Origin of the sequence: Shewanella alkalitolerans (assembly GCF_019457575.1) — a bacterium.
GTDB lineage: Bacteria > Pseudomonadota > Gammaproteobacteria > Enterobacterales > Shewanellaceae > Shewanella > Shewanella loihica.
The window spans coordinates 3,093,109-3,115,221 of the sequence record NZ_CP080422.1 but is presented as its reverse complement, the minus strand read 5'-3'; the positions used below and the strand labels follow the sequence as shown (position 1 = coordinate 3,115,221).

Here is a 22,113-nt window from a genome sequence, read left to right as displayed (position 1 = left end):
AAATGCCCCGACGCTTATTGCACTCGCAGAGTCTTAGCATTAGCTTGGTCGCATCATAAATTTATCTAGTAGCGGAAATAAGGAGTGGGCATCGATGAAGGTGGTCAGTCGCGACAACAGTGAGCACTATCTTTGGGGCGAACAGGATATGGAAGGCAAAGCCTGTGATGGCTGGCATCTGGTGAAGCGTCCTGCGCTTAGCGTGATTCAGGAGCGGGTGCCTGTGGGCAGGGGCGAGCAGCGTCACTACCACAAGGTGGCGGAGCAGTTTTTCTTTATCCTGTCGGGCACGGCACTGCTTGAGGTGGAGGGGATCGATCATAGACTCACTGCTCACCAGGGGATGCATGTGGCGCCGGGTCAGGCTCATTGCCTGCGCAACGGCGGCGAGCAGGTACTGGAATTTCTGGTGACTTCGACACCGCCAAGCCATGGTGACAGGGAAAAGGCTTAGGAAAAGGCTTAGGAAAAGGTTTAAGTAAGTTAAGAGCGAGGGAGAAAAGCGGGTCACACTTTCGTTTGTTTCCTTTTAAGACAACAAGTTATAGTCTAAAGTTTTAGTGTTTAGCGCGGCATTTGAGCCATTTTGGGAGGCGTCGACATGGATGGAGCGAGACCTTGGTTAGCGGGCATGCTAGGCCTTGTCCTGGTGTGTATGGCACCAATTTCAGCGACAGCCGAAACTCTGGCTTCTGAGAGTTTGCTTTCAGAGGCTAGGGTTGCAGAGACTGCGGTTATAAATAGTAGCGACGCCCTGGAGGCGCGCGAGATAGTGCGCCGCGCCGACGAGCAGATGCGCGGCAAGTCCAGCTATGTGGTGGCGACCATGAACATCGTGCGCCCGGACTGGACGCGCTCCATGAGCATGAAGAGCTGGACCAAGGGGCAGGAGCTGTCGCTGGTACTGGTGACGGCGCCGGCGAAGGACAAGGGCAGCGTGTCTCTCAAACGCTACCGTGAGATGTGGAACTGGGTGCCCGCGATTGAGCGTATCATCAAGATCGCTCCCTCCATGTTGAGTCAATCTTGGATGGGCTCAGACTTCACCAATGACGACCTTATCAATCAGTCCTCCATAGTGGTCGATTATCGCCATCAGCTGGTGCAGCACGAATCGATCGAGGGGGATGACTGTTTCGTCATCGATGCCTTTGCCAAGCCTGACGCGCCCGTGGTCTGGAGCCGTATCCGTCTGTGGATCTCGAGTCGCGATTATCTGCAGCGTAAGGTGGAATTTTTCGACGAGTTCGATGAGCTGGTAAACACCCTGACCACCTCGGGTATTCAGGAGATGGGCGGGCGCATCTTAGCCACCAAGATGGTGATGATCCCGGCCGATAAGCCGGGGCAGCGCACCGAGCTTATCACCCATGAGGCGGCATTTGATTTCGAGATAGGTGATGATTTCTTCTCTCAGCAGCAGATGAAGGCGCTGCGGGACTAACACAGAGATAAATCTAAGACGCTAAGAATTAGATACAAGAATAGAGGTGAGGCATGTTGATTAAGCTGGCGTGGCGCAATCTCTGGCGGCAGAAGCGGCGCACCCTGCTGACCGCCTTCGCCCTGGCGCTGGCGCTGTTTCTCTCCCTCTTTATGCGCAGCATGCAGGAGGGCAGTTACGAGCACAATATCGACAACAGTGCCCGCTTCTCTACCGGCCTGATCCAGCTGCAATCTCCCGAGTATGCCACCACAGAGAGCATCGAAGATCTGCTGCCCGGCGATGATGACTTTATCGCCCCGGCAAAGGCCTTACCCCACATCAGCTACGCCCTGCCCAGAATCGAATCTTTCCTGTTGGCCTCAAGCGAGGAGCGCTCCAAAGGCGTGCTGGTGTACGGCGTACGCCCGCAGCTTGAGAGCGACTATTCGGGCATAGATGACAAGCTGGTGGCCGGTCGCTACTTAACCCCGGGTGCCAAGGAGGTGCTGCTGGGACAAGGATTGGCGGAGTACCTAAAGCTAGGTGTCGGCGATGAGCTGGTGCTCTATGGTCAGGGCTACCATGGCCAGACGGCGGCCGGAGTCTATACTATCGGCGGCATACTGCATTTCCCCCTGGCGCAGCTGGATAATCAGTTGGTCTATATGCCTCTGAGTGCAGCCCAAGGCTTGTTTTCAACCGGTGAACAGGTGACCTCCTGGGTACTGCATAGCGACAACTTAGATGAGGTGGCGCCTCTGACCGAGAGGCTTTCTGCGCTTTATGGTGACAGGGTTAAGGTACGGGACTGGCAGTTGCTGGCCCCTGAGATGGCGCAGCAGATCGCCCTGGACCGGGCCGGCGGCCTGTTTATGATCTGCCTGCTCTATCTCATCGTCGGCTTCGCCCTGTTTGCCACCATCTTGATGATGACACTGGAGCGCCGGCGGGAGTTTGGCGTCATGCTGGCGACCGGCATGGCGCGCCTGACATTGCTGCGCTTGGTGATGATCGAATCCTTGTTGATCGCCGCCTTGGGGACGGTGCTGGGCCTTGGAGTCAGCAGCGTGGTGATAGGTTATTTCTATTATCATCCCATCTCTCTGACTGGCGAGACCGCCAAGATGATGCTCGAGATGGGCTGGGAGCCTGTGATGCCCATGAAGGTATCGCTGGCGCTGGTGCGCAATCAGGTGATCATCATCCTCAGCCTGATGGCGCTATGCCTCTGTTACCCCCTGTGGCGCACCCAGCATCTGGTGGTGGTTGCGGCCCTCAAAGGAGGCGATGATGACCAAGGATAATTCTGGCTGGCATCCGCCCATGTTGGCCCTTTTGGCCTGGCGCAATTTGTGGCGTAACCGGCTGCGCACCAGCATCATGGTGTGCGCCATGGTGTTTGGCCTGGTGGGCGTGGTGGTGATGTTAGGCTTCATGACGGGTATGTACGCCAACATGATAGATAACGCCGTCGCTTGGCAGACCAGCCACCTGCAGGTGCATAACAAGGATTATCTGCTCGATCCGGATATCAATAGCCGGATACGCGCGCCCGAGCCCGTGCTGGCAAAGCTTAGTGAGATCCCTGAGGTGCAAGGTGTCTCGGCGCGCTTTGTGGTGCAGGGCATGCTGGCCTCACCCCGGGCGAGTCGCGGCATTCGCATCAATGGCGTTGACCCCGCCGCCGAGGCCAGGGTGACGCCCATCGCCGACAATATCACCCTGGGGGGCTGGCTCGAGGCCGGTGGACGCCACCCCATAGTGATCTCGGAGAAGACGGCGAGCCGCCTTAAGTTAAGGCTGGGCTCCAAGGTGGTGCTCACCTTCAGCAACGCAGATAAGGCGGTAAGCGGCGCGGCGTTTCGGGTGGCGGGCCTCTATCGCTCCCCCTCCAGCACCTTCGATGAGGCCAACGCCTATGTGCGCCGCACCGATCTGACCGCGTTGGCGGGGCTGGATGGCGTGCATGAGATCGCCATTCGCCTGACAAAGAGCGATAGTCTGGATAACAGCCGCGCCAGGGATCTTGCCAGGAGGTTGTCGAGTGTGCTGTCGCCTCAGGACAGGGTGCGCGACTGGCAAGAGATCCAGCCCATGCTGGCTACCATTATCGCTCAGATGGACACCAGCAACGCGGTGATTCTGCTGATCTTCATCTCGGCGCTGGGGCTGGGGATCGCCAACATCATGTTGATGGCGGTGTTTGAGCGTACGCGGGAGTTTGGCGTGCTGATGGCCATCGGCATGGTGAAGCGCAAGATAATGGGGCTGATCCTGCTGGAGTCTCTGCTGCTTGGGCTGACGGGGGCGCTACTTGGCCTCTTGCTCAGCATGTTGGTGATCGCGCTGCTGGCAAACACAGGCATCCCCCTTGGTAACATGGCCGATGGAGTCGGCGCCTTCGGCGTATCGACTACCCTCTATCCCCAGGTCACCCTCGGCCAGTATCTCTCGACCTTGGCGATGGTGGTGATTGTGAGCCTGCTGGCGGCCCTCTATCCGGCGCGGCAGATCGTTAAGCAGCGTCCGGTAGACGCCATGTCGCAGAAGCATTAGGCCAAAGGAGTCAGATATTTAATGACCATAGCTATTCAAGCATTAACTAAGATCTATAACCCCGAGAGTGACTTTCCGGTGGCGGCGGTAAAGTCTCTGGACCTTACCATAGCCCAGGGTGAGTTTGTCGCCATCATGGGCCCCTCCGGCTCAGGCAAGACCACGCTGCTGAACATGATAGGCGGCATAGATACTCCCAGTAGCGGAGCCGTGTTTATCGACGGCGAGGATATCACCCACCTGAGTGAGCAGGCGCTAATCGCCTTTCGCCGCGATCATGTGGGCTTTATCTTTCAAGACTATAGCCTGCTGCCCGTGCTGACTGCGCTGGAGAATGTCGAGTTTGTCATGCAGCTACAGGGCCACAGCGAGGCCGAGTGTCGTGAGAGGGCCATGGCGCTGCTGACCCAGGTCGGGCTGGCAGGCCGGCAAGATAAGATCCCCGCCAAGTTGTCGGGCGGGCAACAGCAGAGGGTGGCGGTTGCAAGGGCACTGGCTCCCAGGCCGAGATTTGTCATGGCCGATGAGCCCACCGCCAACCTGGATGCTAAGAGCACCGCCGAGCTGCTGGATATCATGCAGTCGCTCAATGAGCAGGAGGGCACTACCTTTATCTTTTCGACCCATGATCCCCGGGTGATCGCCAGGGCCAAGCGGGTGATCGTTTTCGAGGATGGTCGCCTGGTCGAGGATCGCCGTCAATGAATCGGGCGGCTGAGTGCTTATGCTAAAGCTAGGGTTAAGGCCAATGTTGCCTGCTACCGTCTGCCTTTGGGCGGCTCTGTTGAGTCTTGCGGCTATAGCTTCGCCCATTCCTGGCGTTACGCCAGAGCAGCCCTGGCAGGTCAAGGGCTATGTGAGTTATCTCGGCTCTGTCATTGCCCCGGCCGAGGGCGAGCAGCTTTGGGACAGCCTGCTGCATAATCGTATCGACGCCGAGTATCGCTGGCAGTCGCTCAGGGTGAATGTCGGCCTGCGCAATCGCCTCATGGTCGGGGACAGCAGTAGGCTGCCGGGCTATGGCGAGCTGCTTGCCTGGGATCCCGGTTACTGGGATCTGTCGGCTAACTGGCTAGATAGCGACGGCTGGATCGGCAACAGCCAGTTAGATCGCGCTTATTTGAGTTGGCAGTTTGCTGATAACTGGGAGCTGGTCGCCGGGCGCTTTCGGGTCAATTGGGCCATGAGCACGCTTTGGAATCCCAACGATATCTTCAATGCCTACTCCATCTATGATGTCGACTATGCCGAGCGCCGCGGGGTCGATGCCCTTAAGCTTAGCCGCCAACTGGGTTACGCCAGCCAGCTGGAGTTTGTCTATAGCCAGGGGGCGGATAGCGCAATAAATGATGTATCGATTGGCCGAACGAATCGTCAGTACGCCGGGCGCTATCTTGGGCATAACTTTTTTGGCTATGACTTGGGGCATGACTTGGGCTGGGATTGGCAGCTGATACTCGGCGAGACCCGTGACGACAGGGTGTTCGGCGGCGGATTCGCCGGCGATATTTGGGGGGCTGGGCTGCGTGGCGAAGTGACCCATTTCGATCCGTTATATACATCGTCCGTGGCGCCTGTCGATGCCGAGCCTAGGACGACTCAGTCGTTCGCAAGCGCGACACAGAGACTTGAGGCCAGCACTGTAGCGACTCTGGAGATGGATTACAGCTTCGCCACTGATGCCAACTGGCGCGTGCTGGGCGCCGCCCTCTATATCTCGTCGCCCCTGAGCGTCGACAGCGCCTTGCTCTATCTGAATCTGCCGCTCTCGGCCCGAACCTTAAGTTTCACCACCTGGACCTATTATCTGGATATGGGTTTTGATCTGACGCCGCTCAGTCGTCTCAGTGCCAATGCCAGCTATTATGATGATGACTCCTTTTTTGTCGGCTTAACCTACCAGTATTCGCTGGCGGATGACTGGCAACTTAGCCTGATCGCGCAGCGCTTCGACGGCTCGAACGCCAGCCTGTTCGGCCAGTCGGCTTCCACCTTGGGCTACCTGCAGCTTAAGTGGAGCTTTTAGTTGGTCTGTCTAATCCTATGCTTAAGGCCTTGCTTGAACGACTGCTTTTGAACGATTCCTTTTGAACGGCGCCGCTTGAAAGGCTCAGCTTTAAAGGCTCAGCTTTAAAGGCATGTGTGGTACTCCAAAGCCTGAGATGCTAGGCTTGGGCCTCTTGTCTTTTCTCCTCCTCTGCTGGATATTGAGCGCAGGGCATTAATCCCAGGAAATTAATCGAGTTGAATATGGCCGCTGGCGACGCTATCCCCCTGCATCTTTATCTGTGTCCCTTGAACCTGCCGGGACTTAGCAGCGAGCTACAATCGCATCTGCTCGATACCTTACCTTTGGATGAGCAGCAGAAAGTGATGCGTTATCGAATGGCGCCGGCAAGGGAGAAGGGGCTCCTAGTCAGGTGCTATCTGCGCGCGCTGTTGTCAAAAGCTCATACCCAGTTGATCCAAAGTTCGTTAAATCATAGTCAGCTAAATGCCAACATAGATGGCGCTATCGCCCCGAGTGAGTGGCGCTTCGATTACCTGGATAAGGGTAAGCCTGTGCTCAGTAAGGATTTTTTTGCGCGCAGCCAGCTGGTGTTTAACCTGAGCCACAGTGGCGACTATATGTTGCTGGCTATCGCTCAAGCGCCGCAGCTGGAACTCGGGGTCGATATTGAGCGGCTGAGGCAGAACACCAACATTCATGCCATCCTGAATCATTACTTTACCCGCCAGGAGCGAGAGGCCCTTTTGGCGCTGCCAAGCGCGCGTCAGCGTGAGCGATTCTTCGATCTCTGGGCGTTGAAGGAGTCCTATATCAAAGCCAAGGGGCTTGGGCTGGCACTCTCGCTCAAATCTTTCTTTTTCGAGTTGAGTGAGACAGAGCATCAGGCGCTAAATTTTAAGGGGCTAGATACCAGACAAGCCAGGCTCGAGCAGGCGGCGCGCCTGTTTATCGTCAAAGAAGATTCTCAGCAAACGGATTTAGGCAATGACCCACAACAGGCGCAACCGGCTGCGGGCTGGCAGAGTATGCTGTGGCAACTCGGTGATGAGTATCGCTTCGCGCTGAGCCTATCATCGACAGATCCGCTAGATTTACGCTGTGAGATGGTGAGTGCACAGGCCTTGTTGTCTGAGTGAAAAGCCTTACCCGAGCTACAGATTTCACTCAATACAGATTTCATCCAATAAAGACTTCAATTTAGCCCAAAAGCTAACAGGATATTTACCGCTAAAAAAAGCGGGAAGACCAAGGCGTGTCACCTATGGTTTTCCCGCAAAAGCTGTTGTTACTCAGGGAGTATTGGCGCCTATCGCCCGCTATGGGCGATAGGAAAAGGGCTTAGTAGTTTGCCTGGAAGGTCAACCAGAGTTTGTCTGTGTCGTTAGAGAAGGCATATCCAGCATCGGCGCCGCTGAAGCTGGCGTATTTCACCCCTAGGCTATAGTGCTGGGCGAAAGGATAGGTAGCCGAGACGCCCCATTCCTTACCCATGTCCACATCGCCGTAGTCTGAATCAAACTTGTGGTACTTGGCCAATAGTTTCAAGCCTGCAACCTTTGCGGTCAGGATCACATGAGTATCTACGATACCGTTTTCCCAGTTACCCTTGCCGCCGAAGAGGAACTTATCTGTCCAGCCGTTAAAGGCGTGTAGTGTGGCCAGTGGCGTGATAAAGCCCGCCTTGCCATCGTCAGAACCCAATACCTCGTAGCCCACTTTCGCGCCGAAGGCATCGAAGTTTACGCCGGCCCCCAGCTTATAGTAAGGCGCAGAGTAGCTGACAGGGTTGTCGCCGCCTTCAGACTGCTGGGCGTACTCCACCTCGTAGTTGAACTTGAGTTTATCCAGCTTGATATCGCCAGTGGCGCGCAGACCATAGGTATCGGTGGAGAAGGCGGCCACATTGACGTTGTCGATGAGGTAGGCATAACCGCTAAGCTTAACGAAGTCTAACCCTTTGTAGTTAACGTTAACCAGGTGGGTCTTGTTCTTGTGCTCATCCTTGCCCGATCCTTCCGGGAAGATACGATTAACGTTATTCACATAGGCGTAGTAAGCCGTGAGCCCCTCTACCGCAGTGTTCTTCACCCAGAAGGCATCATAGGTTTGTTCATTTTGACGGAAGCCAACACCACCGACGAAACGTTGGTTGTCGAGCAGGATGCGCTGACGACCATATTGGGCCAAGGTATTAGCCGGGCCACGGTAACCGATAAAGGCCTGATTAATTTGTGTATATTCATAGTCGGCAATCAGTGGCTCATCGTCGGTAGAGCGCACGTCGTCCACTTCAGCCAGGGCAAATAGCTTGTAGATGTCGCCGGTTTGATAGGTCAGGCGGGTACGCAGCGTGGTTTGATTTTGCTGGTCGACATCGGCCAGGTCCACATCTTCATAGCGCAGGCGGAATTGCACTTTGACTTGAGAGTCGTCGATAAAGGCTTTCTTGAGGGGATCGACGCTCTCTGTCGCAAGGGCAGAGGCGGACAAGCTGGCAAGCACGGCGAGGCTGAGGGCGTGAAGTTTCATTAATTGTGATCCTTTTGTTTGGTCATTGCTCAGGAGTTGTTATAGGGCTGCAAAAGGATCGGTTTGTTGATCTAAAACAATGTTGCACAGTGATTGATTTTTTGTGTCAATAATTGTGATAAAGATCATGAGGTTATACTAAATTAGAGGTATCTCTAAAGTGGTATTTTTAAGGTGTGCTAAATAATATTTTTTGCATGCATTGAGGTGAGATGAAGTGAGATGAGGTGGCACGTGAGGTGAGTGTAGCGCTTTTATTACTTCATAGGGGCTCAATAACAAAAAGCCCGCTTAATGCGGGCTCAATCCTTCATCCACCAGGTTACTGGCGTGCCAGTCGATGGTTTTCGGGTGGATTTTCGAAGTCGCTGCGATAGGGGTTGATGTCTAGGCCACCGCGGCGGGTATAGCGGGCGTAGACGGTCAGCTTGGCGCAGTGACACAGGCGCTTGAGGTCGACGAAGATACGCTCGACACACTGCTCATGAAACTCATTGTGTTGCCTGAAGGAGATGAGGTAACGCAGCAATTTCTCACGATCTATCTTTGGGCCCTGGTAGCGGATCATCACGCTGCCCCAATCGGGCTGTGAGGTAATAAGACAGTTAGATTTCAACAGGTTAGAGGTGAGTGTCTCGGCCACCACGCTCTTGTCATCAGTGCTGTCGATAAGGTAGTCGCTTGAGAATTCGTAGCTGTCGATCTCGATATCCAGATCGTCGATGCAGGTGCCAGGCAGTTCCACGACGCGCTGATGGGCGAATTGCTTTGGCTCGATGATCTTGACCACTACCTCACCGCCTGCACAGGCCGACAGATCTTTAGCCAGGGTCTGCTGAACCTGCTCGATGGAGTCGAAACGGGTCTGGTTGAAGCTGTTGAGATAGAGCTTGAAAGACTTGGACTCGATCAGGTTGTCGCTGTTGAAGTCGAGGATAAACTCGGCGATGGCCACCATGGGCTTGCCTTTGGCGTTTAACCAGGAGAGTTCATAGCCGGTCCAGATGTCGGCGCCATGGAAGGGCAGGGTATCGCCTAAGGCGATGGCATCCCGGTTGAGCTGGCGCGGTACGCCTTGTAGCAGGGTGGCATCGTAAAGGGCCTGATAGCCGGTCGATTTACCTAAGGTCAGTTTGGACAACGCGGGGGCGTCGCGATAAGGGTCATGAACCTGTGTCATCAATCGTTTTTCCATGTCAAAATAGGCGCACATTATACTTAAAATTCGGGTAACTGCTAAGTGTCTTCTTTGCCTGCACTGGATCAATTTTTTACGCTTTATCATCAAGCCTATAGCGATAGACTGGGGGAATCGCCCCGTTATTTCCCGCTAGGGGAGGCCTCTCCCTGCGTGCTGGAGTGTGATCAGGAGAAGGTCGGTGCCTCGCCCGAGCGTTCGGTGCAGTGGCAGGCGGTAAAACGCGACAGCCAGGGGCAGTTCGATAACCTAGAGCATGCCCTCTCCATCACTCTGCATCCAAGCATACAGGCCTTCTACGGGCGTTACTTTGCGGCGCCGTTGATGTTTGAATCTGAATTTGGTGAGGGTGAGTTGTTGCAGCCCTGGAACCAACAAGATTTTGAATATCTGCAGCAAAACCTTATCGGCCATCTGATAATGAAGCAGAAGCTGAAACAGCCTGCGACCTGGTTTATCGGTGTGCTGGGGGAGGGGGATGAGATGTTGGTGGTGGAGAACGAGACCGGTAGCGTCTGGATAGAGATCCCAGGCGAGCAGCCCCATCGTCAACTGGCCGCTAGCCTGGAGGATTTTATCGCCTCTCTTCGCCCGCGAGTCTGCCCGCCGCAGAAACCGGTCGAAGTGCCTATGCCCGAGACAGATCATCCCGGGATTTGGCAGCGACTCAAGACCATGTGGTGGCACCTGCGCTCAGGGAGATAGTCGGTGTGTTAAAAGATAATTAGCTCGCGAGAAGAGAGTGAGCGCGAACAGCCATTAGAGGTGATCCCAGGAGATGTTGGAGACGATGCGGCAGTTGTCGCACCTGAAGTGGAAAAGATCCAACAAAGGGGTTTCCAATAGCCAGTGAGTGTTGCCGCAGCGAGGACAGGGCCTTTGCTGCTCGGCGGCCAGGCTCTCGCCGCCCACGCGGTAGAGATAGTAGTAGGTGGGGATCTTGGTGAGGTATTCGATGCGTCCACGCAGATCCCAGCCACGGCGAAACAGATCGCTGTCACACTGGCTCAATTCATCTAAGGCGGCGAACTCCGCCTTGGTGGCCGCCGCCATCTGCAGCTCATCGCAGGCCTGCCATTCGGTTTGCCACTTGATCACCCGCTTGTGATCGCCGTTGAAGGTCGCAGGGATCTGATACAGGGGAATGGGTTGTAGGGTATCGCCGTTTCGTAGTGGCGAGCACATGTGCACATAGCTGGTGTAGAGCAGTTGCCAGCTGGGCGTCTCAGTGCTGCTGACTTCAGAGTTGATATCCTGGCCGATATATTTTTCCCTTGGATGCAGCAGCTTAGCCTGGGTAAGCTCCTCGAGCGCGTAATTGACCCAGGGGCTGTTGAAACGTTTGGCCAAGCTACTCTTTTCTGGCAGCAGCAGGCGCACCCTGAACTCCCCTTCGTTGAAGGCCACGGCAAATTCACGGCCTAGTACCTGGCCATTGGCCCGGTAGGCTTCCAGCAGACCATTAATCGCGCGTTCGGCGGCCGTGATAGTGGTGTTGTCAAAACACTCGAATCTCAGTTCCACCACGTGCATCAGCGGGGGTCCTTGTTGCTTAATTTGGCTTCGAGTTCGCTGATACGCTCAACCAAGGCCTGTTGATTGGCTGTGAGCCTGGCAACCTGCTCGGCGAGCTGGGCCAGCGTTGGCGTAGCGTCGTCGCTTTGGAAATTTGCTGCTGGCGCGCTTGTGGTTACCACTATCGCCGCCTGCTCATCGGCTGACATAGATTTAAAGCGTTGTAATCCTTGAACCAGGATAGGCATGGGCAGCGAGTTGCCCAAACTTGCCTTGATCAATGCCAGGCTGGGAGGCTTACCCGCCAGACTCAATTTACGTGCGGCGACCAGCACCTGTTCTAGTGGACTCATGATTGGTGAAATTCCTTACTTTTTAGCCTGACAGACATACACTTGAACCTTGGGCTTACTTCAAACTGTTGAAAATTATAGATATATCTGTTTGGCATAAGCTTTGCTTTACCTGAATCCAGTTATAATAGATAAACAGGACGTGAAAGTGAAAACAAAATTAATAACAGCATTGGTCTTCGGCGCTACCAGTTTAGTGCTATCTGGGTGTGTATTGAATGTGGGTGAAGGTGACAAGGGCTGGAGCACGGGTAATTCTTGGGAGCGCGTGCAGGAGCAGAATCGCGTGAATTTGTCTAAGTTGTCCTTGGGGATGACGCGCGATCAGGTGATGACACTTATGGGCACCGCCGATTTTAACGAGGCCTATACCAAGCAAGATAAGACGATCAACGTGCTCTACTATCGTACCCAGCGTACGCGCGAAGATGGCACCACCACCAAGGATGAATGTACGCCTATCGTGATCACAGACAATCGCGTCGTTGGCTGGGGTGAGAAGGCCTACCACAACATGTAATGGGATACTCTTTAGTAAAAAGGCAAGCCAGTTCGGCTTGCCTTTTTTGTATAAGCCATTCACAAGTGAGACTTTTCGAAGCCTAATTTTTAAGCCTATTCTTTAGTCCCAGATACCCGAGTCATAAGAGGATGTTTAAGCCTCGCTATCTAAGTGCGAAGCTGAGCATCGAGGTGATCGATCACCTCTGTCCACATGGCATCTTCTGCTAAGGCTTCGGCTAAAAAGTGCCTCTGGGCCTGGGTCCAAAAGGGGGCCTCGGCGATATGGATCTCCGCGGCGATGGAATGCTGCTTGATGAAAGCCTCAACGGCATCGGGTTCACTCGGCAGGCCGAGTTGGTCAAATAGGGTGGCTAGATCCGGTTGTGTGATGTCCATCTTATCCCTCGCTTGTTGATGATGAGGTGCTTCTATTTAGTATGCGATAAATTGATAAAGTTTCGAATCGATTAAAGTTTGCACTTTTTTACAAGCTTGTTACATTGGACCATGTTGATCTGGATCAAGGAATAACAGCAATGATGACAACAGCTACCCCACCTGTTAACGAAACCTATAAAGCTGTCTATTTAACCGCCGAAGACCTACGCGTCGCCGCCTCGATTCTCTATAACGCCTACCATGACGACCCCTTCTTTATTGCTGCCCTGCATAAGGGAGACAAGGCGCAATATGAGCAGAAGCTACGCGGTGCCATTCGCGAGGAGTTGCACACCCTGTGGCAAGAGGAGCAGGCATTGATCGGCCTGTTTGAGGAGGAGCGCCTGATTGGCTTGGCTTGTATCGTGACCCAGCAGGTGCCATTGGGGGAGGCCAGATACTGGCATTGGCGCCTGAAGATGTTGCTGAGCGCCGGCTGGCAGTCGACCCAGGCACTGATGAAGAAAGAATCTTCGATTCTAGAGCATCTACCCAGCACTCAATGCGGCATATTGCAGTTTATTGCCGTCACACCGATCGAGCAGCATAAGGGGTTAGGTAGACGTTTGATCCAGGCTGTGATGAGCTGGTGTGACGAGCAACCAGAGCTCGAAGGGGTGGGGGTTTATGTGACCCAGGATGATCATGCTCATCTGTTTTCCTCCATGGATTTTGCGCCCATCGAACGCCTCGTCATAGGCGGGGTGCCGGGCGAGCTGCTTTTCTACCGGAGCCCTGAGATTGAGTAAGCGCTACACCAGCTTCAAAGACTTCTATCCCTTCTACCTGTCGCAACATAGGGATCCCAGATGCCGCGCCCTGCACTATGGGGGTAGTCTGTCGGTGATCGCGCTCCTGGTGGTGGCCATTGTGCTAGCCAAGTATTGGCTACTCTGGCTGCTGCCTGTTCTGGGTTATGGTGCAGCCTGGATAGGGCATTTCGTGTTTGAGCGAAACCGGCCCGCAACCTTCGAGTACCCCTTATACAGCTTCTTTGCCGACTGGGTGATGTTGGCTCAGTGGCTAACCGGCCGTCGATAAAGGCCAGTCGCGAATAATTTGGACATTGAGCGCCTGGACATTATGGGACTGGGCATTAAGGCTGAATATTCGGCGTCTTGTCATTAAAGGTAAGGTCATTAATAGCAAAGTCGCTACTGGTAGGTTATTGTGGGCCTAGTCGATAATCGTCTGATTAGTTCTTTGCTAAATTAGTCCTCAGCTAATAAATTTTCCTCTAACTAAGTCTTCACCTAATAGTCTCTCAGCTAACAAGTCCTCATCTAATGGAGCTCGCCGAGCTAATAACAGACTCGTTAAACATTAGCTTTTTAGCGTCGGCTAGGAAGTGGCTTATTGAGCCTTTGACCCACAAACATTGAATGAGCCGGTGAATAGGATTGTACTCGCGCAGCGGTGAATAAACTTAGCTAAGGATGAGGCGACTCACAATTTGCTAGGTAGTTTGTGAGAGATCGCTTACAAACATGTGAGTCTTTCTCCTGGAATCAACCCTGTTTTCGCCTGCGGATATTTGAATATCATTAATGTTCAATAAGTTAACTGTATATTTGCCTGCGGTTGAAACTTAAACAGTTTGCAATTGTTTCTGATGGCGTACATTCTGGCGCAGCGTTAAGTATACTGAACCCAAGTTAAGGAGCTTACTTAAGCAATACGGACGGCGAAGGAAAGCTAAGGTTTAGCTAAGGCGAAGGAAAGCCAAGCCAAGGATAGCAAGATTGTCGAGGAAGCGAGAATCTTAGCGTCAGGGATGAGAGCAGGATGCTTTAGGATGATAGGCGATAGGGATTATCGCGAAATGGACTTCAGCTAAATGGACTATCGGTAAAAGGACTATTTCTAAAAGGATTGCCACTCAAGGGATTGTGAGTGTAACCAAGGACTGTTTATCAAGGAATTGCTTACCAGGGAACAGGTAAGAGTAAGCATAGAAGGATAATGGCAGGATGCGTTGGAGCCCATAGGATGTGGGAGCGTGGTTGAATGAGTCGACCACCCAGGGAAGAATAAGACAGGATGTCTAAGGAATTGGAGACGGCAGGACGCCGATGTGATCAGGATGATGCAGGGAGCACGGCGATAGCAGGATGGCTAACACAAGAGTATAGAAAGGCGCACTTTAAAGTGCGCCTTTTCTTTTTCTGCTCTATTTTTTTAGCCCCTCTTTTTAGCTAGGGAATCCAGAGTTCTGGGGGCATTGAGTGAAAGGTTTTGCTGGAGTTGGCCTTAGCTCACAGAAAGTGCCCGCCGCCGTGTGAGACATCTCTTACATTGATGTGCGAGATAAAGCTGATAACATGCTATCTATATCTGTAACGGTATTTATTTTTTATTAAATTCATGCGCTTATCGTTAAATGGTGAGATGGCAATAATATGACTCCTTAAGCAGAATTTTTTCCATCCCTACTATTGGGTGACAGGGACGCTAGAATTAACAGTGTTCAAGGATGAATGCGCAGGGAAGGGTCAGGATGACCTACACATCATCAGGATGATGATGGCAAGGATGGTACAAGGATGGCAACTCACGGAAGAGTCGACAACTAGGGAAGGCCAAACACTCACGGATGATGGATATCTGCCTAGGATGGCAGATGACAGGAGTGTAGGAAAGGAATCCCAAGGAAGAGACTGGACATGCTTAGGGATTAAGCAAACTTGGTAAATGGATGACCAAGCTCAGGGACGGTACCTTAGTATGGAAGTGCTAAAAGGTACAAGGAATAGATGGACCAAGGAAGATGCAAGGAGCATAAATTCGCAAGGATGGAGCAGGGAGCACTAAAATAGCTGGATTGCTTAGCGAAAAAGATAGAAGGCGCGACTCTTAATTGAGCCGCGCTTTTTCTTTATCTGGGTTTTAGAGCAGGAGCTCTGTTGGTAATAGCCGGCGCCTGGATTTATACCAATCACGGTAAGTAAGTGATCAGAAATAGCGTGGGAAAAACGTTCAAGAACAAGGCAGAATTTTTTGATAAGTAGTTATTCTACAATCAAAAATGATAACACCGTTATCGGACGTTTTAACAAGCTAGCATGATCAGTTATTTACTACGATTGGTATTATGCATGGCTGCAGACTGACTGTTAATTTGAGTAAGCATTGGAATGCGAGGCAGCCGTCGATGCGAGCTTGATGTCTTACTTGCAGCCGCCAGAGTTGCACCCGCCGCGACTGCCACAGCTGCCGCCGACCGAACCTCGTGCCTCAGGGGCTTGCAACCATTCGGGTTCGGGAAAGATTGGCCACTGAATCTTCTCTATCTTCTTACCATGCATCCAGATATGGGCGCGATACTGATTGATACCGTCGGTGCTGAACTCCATCAAGAACTTGGCTTTCCAGGTCAGTCCGCTGCTTCCGCCCACACTGGGGCGGGCCGATTCCATGGCGATAGCCAGGAGTTGCACTCGCTGCTTCTTGCATTCACTGCTGGCAAATACTCGGCTCAGTTCGGCCATCTGGCGTAATTGCCAAAAGAAGGCGGCAATGATCACCAGCGCGGCGATCATTAAAAAGTCTGTCATCATGCTTTGGTCACCCTAAAGAGTCCACCTATGGCATTGGCGAGAGCCTGGCTGCGCTCGCTGTCTCTTAATGCCATCAAGAGTTGAGTTCGTATCGCTGGAATTGCCACAATATCAGCAAAGATCTGGTTAAAAAAGCCCTGGGGTTGTTTTGCTAAGGCCTCGAGATAGATCTTGCGAGTCTGATCGTCTTTTAATGCGGTCCAGTTTCGGCCAGCTATGGTGATCAAGGCGTTGTCATCCAGCGCATCTTGCTCATCCAGATATTGTATCGCTTGCTGTGCAAGGGCTGGCGCCGAGGCCAGGGCGCGCAGATAATAGAGTTTCTGTTCGGGACTGCCCTGATAAAACGCGCTTAACAGCCGCTCGGCTAATGGCGCATCGAGTGTGATGTGCTCTAGCTGTTGGCACAGGGCTATCTTGACTTCATCCGCGCTGTGCTCAAGGGCGTTAAGCAGCTGCTCATTGTGGTCGAGCGCCGCGGCGCGCACACAGATATCCGCTAATCCCTGTAACCCCACATCATGCCAACGCTCAGGCGAAACCTGCCCCGATAGGTATTGATAGGCAAATTCATATTGCGCCGAGGCAGGTAGGCCCAGCTGTTTACGCACCAAGGCGTTGAACAGCGCCAGTTTCTCCGCACTCGGTTTGAAGGCGAAGGGATGGTTGGCGAGCTTGTCTTGCTGATCTTGTGAGAGTGCCTGGGTCGGATCGCTGCCCAGCGCCTCTATCACCATACGAATAAACTGGGTTCTCGGGGCAGGTGAGAGTAGGCCACGTTCATCCAGGGGGAGCTTTAAGAACCAGATGAAGTGTTGGTTGGAGTCGTCCCAGAAGACGATGGCAAATTGGGCATGACCTTGGATAGGCGAAGGATAAGGGGCCTGGAGTGCCTCAATTTGGGAGAAGGCCATCATGTCGATATGCTGTACCCGGCGGCCGAGATCATAGACCTGGAACTGGGTATTAGCCGTGGTGAGAAATTGAGTCAGGGTCGTAATTTCAGTCATTTGAATGCCGTTTTACTTACAGGGAACAGATTAAATGGCGCTTATTATAGGGAGAAGTCAGGTGAGATGGTACAATTTCGGCCGAATTAGCTCGCAGGCCTAGGCGCCACGGCGAAAGATATCATTGAGGAAAGTGTGTCTCTCTATACCGAAAAACAGCTGGGGCTTATCGAAGCCGAATTGAAACGACTGCTATTGTGGCAAGACCAGCCGCCTTCTGCCGAGGCGATGGCCGACCCGACCCCCTTTGCCTGCGAGTCGATGACATTTGAGCAGTGGCTGCAGTTTATCTTTCTGCCCAAGATGGGCGAGATCATCGCCGTTAATGGCGCGCTGCCCAGTCAGATTGCCTTGGCTCCCATGGCCGAGCATGTGTGGCAGGGCAGGGCCGAGATGGGAGTATTAATCACCATTATTAATCAATTAGATGAGCATTTGAGTGGATCTAAATAACCCTGAAACCATGGAAAATCTTAACGAGCAGCTAGCTGGCGACGATGACAGACCTGCCGTCGAAGCGGCACCGTCAATCGAGATCCTCTATGAAGATGACGATCTTGTCGCCATCCACAAACCCGCCGGTCTGCTGGTGCATCGCAGCTACCTTGCGCGGCGGGAAAAATATTTCGCCATGCAGATGACGCGGGATCTGGTGGGCTGCCATGTGTATCCCGTCCATCGTCTCGACAGGCCGACCTCGGGTGTACTGCTGTTTGCCAAGAGCAGTGAGATGGCGAACCAGTTGTGTGAACAGTTCGCCAGCAAGTCGGTGCAAAAGCATTATGTTGCTCTGGTCAGGGGGAACATGCACGAGCCTGGGCTGCTGGACTACCCTTTGAAGCAGGAGCTCGACGAGCTGGGTGACAAGAATGTCGACCCTAACAAGGCGGCGCAGGAGGCGCAGACCAGCTATCACCCCTTGCTCAACTGTGAGATCCCTTATCCTTCTGGCCGCTATGCCAGCAGTCGTTATGCCCTGGTTCAGCTGACCCCGCATACGGGGCGCAAGCATCAGCTGCGTCGGCATATGGCTCATCTGCGCCATCCCATCATTGGTGATACCACCCATGGTGACGGCAAGCAGAACCGTTTCATGCGCGAGCACGCTGGCATCAATCGTTTGTGGCTGATCGCCAAGAAACTTGAGTTCAATCATCCACGAAGCGGCGAGCGAATAGCGGTGGAGACAGAGCTAGAGGCCGAATGGTTATCGCTGTTTGAACTGCTCGGCTGGGATGAGCAGCAGCTGAGCGGTGAAGAAGCACTACTTATCTGTGAGGCTTAACGGCTAAAGGTGAGCGCCTAGAGAAGTTTATGCCACCCAACCCAAAGGCCCGTGACTCGATACTTTAAGTTCGGGTCTAAGGGTTACTTGACCAGCGCGCAGGCCGATTTGATGGCTGTGAGGTGCGATAGCCTATCTTCAGGGAGGTCAATTTCTGATGGGGGATGCGGGTTGAGCGAGAGGGACTGAACGGTTCTGAAATAACACATGCGCCTGATGTGCGCGCTGCGGTGAACATGCTTTAGATGTTTCTGTCGGCTCGAGTGTCGCATCGAATTGATCCTTGAAACTCAATAACCTAGTGTAGCTATCAAGCTTTCAATAAAGTATGTTTAGAGTATAAGTAATTAATGCGCTAAGGGCTAAGTAAAACATGAGAAAAGTGAATCTGGTATATGGAACTGTCTATGGCAATGCACAGTTTGTTGCCGAGACCCTGCAAGAAGAGCTATTGGCCAAAGATATCCAGGTCACTCTGATGACGCCTGAGACCCTAAATGGCTTTGTACCGCCCGAAGATGAGTTGCTGCTGGTGGTTACCTCTACCACGGGGCAGGGCGATTTGCCCGATGATATTAGTCCCTGGTTTGAGACCCTAAGAGGCGAGGCACCTTATCTGCCAAAGCTCGAATATGGCGTCGTGGCGCTGGGGGACTCGAGTTATGAGACCTTCTGTTTTGCCGGTATACGTTTCGATGAATTGTTAACTGAGCTAGGTGGCACGCGCATAGGTGAACTGCTTAAGATTGATGCCTGTGAGACGATGGAGCCGGAAGTAGAAGCAAAAGCATGGTTAACCCAATGGACCCAACTCATCAACGACCACGCGGCCGACTAAGCCGGATCAGTCGTCAATGGTTTAAGTTTGCTCAGCGGCTGAGCCAGGCCCTGCTGCTGCCTATCGCCATCTTGCCCGCGGCGGGGGTGATGATTGGCCTGGCGACCAACCCCATTCCTTTTATTTCGGCGGATCTCGCCACACTCATGTGGACCGTGGGCAACCTGGTGTTCTCCATGATGCCCATGTTGTTTGCGGTCACTATTGCCATAGGTTTCTGCCGAGATCAGGGGATAGCCGCCTTCAGTGCGGTCTTTGGCTATGGCGTCTTCTTCTCTAGCCTGTCGGCACTGGCGAAGATCTATCATTTGCCGACCGAGATGATCTTGGGGCAGGCCACCATAGACACAGGCATTGCCGGTGGCATGATGGTAGGCGCCTTTACCTGTCTGGCCGTTAAGCACAGCGAGCGTATACGTCTGCCGGCGGTATTTTCCTTCTTCGAGGGACGCCGCTCGGCGCCGCTCTTGATGTTGCCGATGGCCATCTTGCTGGCCTATCTGTTTCTGCTGCTGTGGCCCTTGCTATCTAAATGGATCGAGCAGATCTCAAACTGGGCCGTCTATCAGGAGCCCGCCTCGGCCTTTGCCGTATATGGCATGGTGGAGCGCTTGCTGATCCCACTTGGGCTACACCATATCTGGAATGCCCCCTTTTATTTGGAGATGGGTCAGTATTTCAATGGCGATGAATGGGTCAGAGGCGAGGTCGCCCGCTATCTGGCCGGTGACCCACAGGCTGGAAATCTGGCCGGTGGTTACCTGATTAAGATGTGGGGCCTGCCCGCGGCCGCGCTGGCCATCTGGCGCTGCGCCGATAAACATGAGCGTAACAGGGTCGCTGGGATCATGCTGTCGGCGGCCACCGCCTGTTGGCTGACCGGGGTCACCGAGCCTATCGAATTTGCCTTCATGTTTGTCGCCCCGTTGCTGTTTATTCTGCATGCCCTGATGACGGGGATCGCCTATGCGGTGACGATTTCGCTGGATATCCACCATAGCGTGGTATTTTCCCATGGCTTAGTCGATTTCAGTCTATTGCTGGGACAGTCCAGAAATGTAGAATGGTTTTTGATCCTCGGTCCTATCACGGCGGTTATCTATTATCTGGTGTTTCGCGGCGCCATCTTGGCATTTAACCTCAAGACTCCTGGGCGCATGGAGGCAGGCAGCGGCCAGCGGGCCGGGCTGATCTCCATGATCACCGCCTTGGGCGGACAGGATAATATCAACGAGTTAACCGCCTGCCTGACACGACTGCGTATCAGTGTGAAACATGCCGAGCTGGTGGATAAGGCCCAGCTCAACAAGCTGGGCGCCAAGGGCGTGGTATTGGTCGGCAACGGGGTTCAGTTGGTTTATGGCACGAAAGCGGAGAGTATCAGGCGCTTATTGCAGCGCTATCTAGATAGGCACAAATCGTGAAAATGAAAGGTTAGACATTTAGAGGTAGAGAAGATGCAACAGAGAGTTTTAATCACAGATTGTGCCGACGCACCAGGACTGATCACTAAGATCACGGGTGTCTGTTATGCCCACGGGCTCAATATCGTTAAGAACAGTGAATTTGTCGACAATGCTCAGGGGCGATTCTTCATGCGCACCGAATTGGAGGGGGTATTCGACGAGGCAAAGTTCCTGGCCGATATCGATGAGGTACTGCCTGAGCAACGTCATCGTAAGCTGGTAGTTAAGGGTAAGAAGCGCGTGGTGGTGATGGTGACCAAGGAAGCTCATTGCCTCGGGGATATCCTGATGAAGGCCTATTATGGTGGCCTGGATGTGGAGATCGCCGCTATCGTCGGTAATTACGACACGCTCAAGCCGCTGGCCGATAAGTTTGAGGTGCCTTTCTATTGTGTCTCTCACGAGGGTAAGACGCGCCATGAGCATGAGCAGGAGATGTTAGCTGTAGTTGCGCAACATGACCCAGACTACCTGGTGCTGGCGAAGTTTATGCGGGTGTTGACCCCAGAGTTTGTCGAGCAATATCCCAACCGCATCATCAATATTCATCACTCATTTTTGCCAGCCTTCATCGGCGCCTCGCCCTATCGTCAGGCGTGGGAGCGTGGGGTGAAGATCATTGGTGCCACAGCCCACTTTGTAAATAACTGCCTGGATGAAGGGCCGATTATCAAGCAAGATGTGATCCCTGTGGATCACAGTTACAGCGCCGAGGAACTGGCCAGGTGTGGCCGGGATGTGGAGAAGAGTGTGCTGAGTAAGGCGTTGCAATTGGTGTTGCAGGAAGAGGTGATCGTCTACGGTAACAAGACAGTGGTCTTCTAGCCTGTAGTAGCGAGCAAACCTATAATATAGTTAATAAAAAAGAGCCAAATAGGCTCTTTTTTTACGCGGTTCTGCGTGGTGATTTCATTGACTTAGTAGTTTACGGCCAAAATATCTTCATCACCATAGTTCATGGCGATATCTTTAATGGTCACTGTACCTAAGGTGTAGCGTTCAATCTTAGCGGCGGTGCGATTGGCGCCGTTGCTCAGGGCGAACTGATGGAAGCTCTGATCATTGCACACAAGGCGTGGGAAGACGCGCTGCTTGTTGATGCGATACTCTTTCATTGTACCGTTAAACTGAACTAAGTTGTTGCTTGCGCCGGCTTTACATACGGCCACTAAGGTTTTTTCCATATGAGGCGACATGGCGGCTTGTGAAGAAAAAGCCAGTGGGGCTAATGCGATGGCGGCAATCGTTAGTAACTTTCTCATTTTGTGCTCCTAGCATATTTCTGTTGGGATCGACTATGAGTAAAGCCCTTTATTTAGTGAAAAGCTGTTAGCTATTTGTCGCTAAATGTATCGGTATGTGAGGAGTGGATCAGGCTATGTCTGGGAGTAACAGAATATGTCTGGATATCCCTTTAGAGGTAAAAA

Annotated in this window: 24 protein-coding genes; 16 read left to right on the top strand and 8 right to left on the bottom strand. The window is 53.1% G+C overall.

What is annotated here, in order from left to right; genetic code table 11:
• Window positions 1-94: 94 nt before the first annotated feature.
• From K0J45_RS13680 to K0J45_RS13650, 7 genes are all read left to right on the top strand, one after another.
• Window positions 95-454, top strand: coding sequence for a cupin domain-containing protein (locus K0J45_RS13680; protein ID WP_220042956.1), 360 nt, complete (start codon window positions 95-97; stop codon window positions 452-454).
• A gap of 147 nt (window positions 455-601) precedes the next feature.
• Window positions 602-1,444 (top strand): outer membrane lipoprotein-sorting protein, encoded by an 843-nt coding sequence (locus K0J45_RS13675; RefSeq protein ID WP_220042955.1) that lies wholly within the window; start codon window positions 602-604, stop codon window positions 1,442-1,444.
• A gap of 53 nt (window positions 1,445-1,497) precedes the next feature.
• Complete coding sequence (locus K0J45_RS13670; protein WP_220042954.1) at window positions 1,498-2,730, top strand: ABC transporter permease; 1,233 nt, start codon at window positions 1,498-1,500, stop codon at window positions 2,728-2,730.
• Complete coding sequence (locus K0J45_RS13665; RefSeq protein ID WP_258406689.1) at window positions 2,714-3,982, top strand: ABC transporter permease; 1,269 nt, start codon at window positions 2,714-2,716, stop codon at window positions 3,980-3,982. Before K0J45_RS13670 ends, K0J45_RS13665 begins: the two co-directional genes overlap by 17 nt.
• Before the next feature lie 21 nt (window positions 3,983-4,003).
• On the top strand, window positions 4,004-4,687 hold the full coding sequence (locus K0J45_RS13660; RefSeq protein WP_220042953.1) for an ABC transporter ATP-binding protein: 684 nt from the start codon (window positions 4,004-4,006) through the stop codon (window positions 4,685-4,687).
• A gap of 79 nt (window positions 4,688-4,766) precedes the next feature.
• Complete coding sequence (locus K0J45_RS13655; RefSeq protein ID WP_258406688.1) at window positions 4,767-6,008, top strand: TonB-dependent receptor; 1,242 nt, start codon at window positions 4,767-4,769, stop codon at window positions 6,006-6,008.
• Window positions 6,009-6,232: 224 nt separating this feature from the next.
• Window positions 6,233-7,129, top strand: a complete 897-nt coding sequence (locus K0J45_RS13650) for a 4'-phosphopantetheinyl transferase family protein (RefSeq protein ID WP_286670314.1) — start codon at window positions 6,233-6,235, stop codon at window positions 7,127-7,129.
• A gap of 202 nt (window positions 7,130-7,331) precedes the next feature.
• Here K0J45_RS13650 and K0J45_RS13645 read toward each other — a convergent pair whose 3' ends face one another.
• Entirely contained in the window at window positions 7,332-8,522 is a 1,191-nt protein-coding gene (locus K0J45_RS13645; protein WP_220042951.1) for an alginate export family protein, read from the bottom strand.
• A gap of 322 nt (window positions 8,523-8,844) precedes the next feature.
• Complete coding sequence (gene queF, locus K0J45_RS13640) at window positions 8,845-9,702, bottom strand: NADPH-dependent 7-cyano-7-deazaguanine reductase QueF (RefSeq protein WP_220042950.1); 858 nt, start codon at window positions 9,700-9,702, stop codon at window positions 8,845-8,847.
• Window positions 9,703-9,762: 60 nt separating this feature from the next.
• On the opposite strand from queF, the gene syd reads away from it, so the two are divergent.
• The gene (gene syd / locus K0J45_RS13635; protein ID WP_220042949.1) at window positions 9,763-10,425 is read left to right on the top strand and encodes a SecY-interacting protein; all 663 of its coding nucleotides are present in this window, start codon (window positions 9,763-9,765) and stop codon (window positions 10,423-10,425) included.
• 54 nt (window positions 10,426-10,479) lie between these two features.
• Here syd and K0J45_RS13630 read toward each other — a convergent pair whose 3' ends face one another.
• The gene (locus K0J45_RS13630; RefSeq protein WP_011866449.1) at window positions 10,480-11,253 is read right to left on the bottom strand and encodes a Zn-ribbon-containing protein; all 774 of its coding nucleotides are present in this window, start codon (window positions 11,251-11,253) and stop codon (window positions 10,480-10,482) included.
• Window positions 11,253-11,588, bottom strand: a complete 336-nt coding sequence (locus K0J45_RS13625; RefSeq protein WP_220042948.1) for a hypothetical protein — start codon at window positions 11,586-11,588, stop codon at window positions 11,253-11,255. Before K0J45_RS13625 ends, K0J45_RS13630 begins: the two co-directional genes overlap by 1 nt.
• 148 nt (window positions 11,589-11,736) lie before the next feature.
• On the opposite strand from K0J45_RS13625, the gene K0J45_RS13620 reads away from it, so the two are divergent.
• Entirely contained in the window at window positions 11,737-12,108 is a 372-nt protein-coding gene (locus K0J45_RS13620; RefSeq protein WP_144200280.1) for a DUF3192 domain-containing protein, read from the top strand.
• Between the two features lie 149 nt (window positions 12,109-12,257).
• On the opposite strand, the gene K0J45_RS13615 is transcribed toward K0J45_RS13620, so the two are convergent.
• The gene (locus K0J45_RS13615; protein ID WP_011866446.1) at window positions 12,258-12,488 is read right to left on the bottom strand and encodes a DUF2789 domain-containing protein; all 231 of its coding nucleotides are present in this window, start codon (window positions 12,486-12,488) and stop codon (window positions 12,258-12,260) included.
• Between the two features lie 140 nt (window positions 12,489-12,628).
• Here K0J45_RS13615 and K0J45_RS13610 point away from each other — a divergent pair, with 140 nt between their 5' ends.
• Both K0J45_RS13610 and K0J45_RS13605 read left to right on the top strand, forming a co-directional pair.
• Window positions 12,629-13,279, top strand: a complete 651-nt coding sequence (locus tag K0J45_RS13610) for a GNAT family N-acetyltransferase (RefSeq protein ID WP_011866445.1) — start codon at window positions 12,629-12,631, stop codon at window positions 13,277-13,279.
• Entirely contained in the window at window positions 13,272-13,571 is a 300-nt protein-coding gene (locus K0J45_RS13605; protein ID WP_220042947.1) for an Mpo1-like protein, read from the top strand. Before K0J45_RS13610 ends, K0J45_RS13605 begins: the two co-directional genes overlap by 8 nt.
• 2,126 nt (window positions 13,572-15,697) lie before the next feature.
• Here K0J45_RS13605 and K0J45_RS13600 read toward each other — a convergent pair.
• Window positions 15,698-16,087, bottom strand: coding sequence for a DUF3301 domain-containing protein (locus K0J45_RS13600; RefSeq protein WP_011866443.1), 390 nt, complete (start codon window positions 16,085-16,087; stop codon window positions 15,698-15,700).
• Window positions 16,084-17,097, bottom strand: coding sequence for a DUF3549 family protein (locus K0J45_RS13595; RefSeq protein ID WP_220042946.1), 1,014 nt, complete (start codon window positions 17,095-17,097; stop codon window positions 16,084-16,086). Before K0J45_RS13595 ends, K0J45_RS13600 begins: the two co-directional genes overlap by 4 nt.
• A gap of 135 nt (window positions 17,098-17,232) precedes the next feature.
• Between K0J45_RS13595 and K0J45_RS13590 the strand changes: the two genes are divergently transcribed.
• The 5 genes from K0J45_RS13590 (at window position 17,233) to purU (ending at window position 21,511) form a co-directional block, all read left to right on the top strand.
• Window positions 17,233-17,550 carry a YqcC family protein gene (locus K0J45_RS13590; RefSeq protein ID WP_220042945.1) on the top strand — a complete coding sequence of 106 codons (318 nt, stop codon included), beginning with the start codon at window positions 17,233-17,235 and terminating at the stop codon, window positions 17,548-17,550.
• Between the two features lie 10 nt (window positions 17,551-17,560).
• Entirely contained in the window at window positions 17,561-18,382 is an 822-nt protein-coding gene (gene truC / locus K0J45_RS13585; RefSeq protein WP_220045310.1) for a tRNA pseudouridine(65) synthase TruC, read from the top strand.
• A gap of 373 nt (window positions 18,383-18,755) precedes the next feature.
• Window positions 18,756-19,220 (top strand): flavodoxin, encoded by a 465-nt coding sequence (locus tag K0J45_RS13580; RefSeq protein WP_011866439.1) that lies wholly within the window; start codon window positions 18,756-18,758, stop codon window positions 19,218-19,220.
• Window positions 19,172-20,644, top strand: coding sequence for a PTS transporter subunit EIIC (locus tag K0J45_RS13575; RefSeq protein ID WP_220042944.1), 1,473 nt, complete (start codon window positions 19,172-19,174; stop codon window positions 20,642-20,644). The genes K0J45_RS13580 and K0J45_RS13575 overlap by 49 nt, the downstream gene beginning before the upstream one ends.
• Window positions 20,645-20,677: 33 nt before the next feature.
• Window positions 20,678-21,511 carry a formyltetrahydrofolate deformylase gene (gene purU, locus K0J45_RS13570; protein ID WP_220042943.1) on the top strand — a complete coding sequence of 278 codons (834 nt, stop codon included), beginning with the start codon at window positions 20,678-20,680 and terminating at the stop codon, window positions 21,509-21,511.
• Window positions 21,512-21,603: 92 nt separating this feature from the next.
• Here the strand turns inward: purU and K0J45_RS13565 are convergent, their stop codons facing one another.
• Window positions 21,604-21,948, bottom strand: coding sequence for a DUF3718 domain-containing protein (locus K0J45_RS13565; RefSeq protein ID WP_220042942.1), 345 nt, complete (start codon window positions 21,946-21,948; stop codon window positions 21,604-21,606).
• Between the last annotated feature and the right edge of the window lie 165 nt (window positions 21,949-22,113).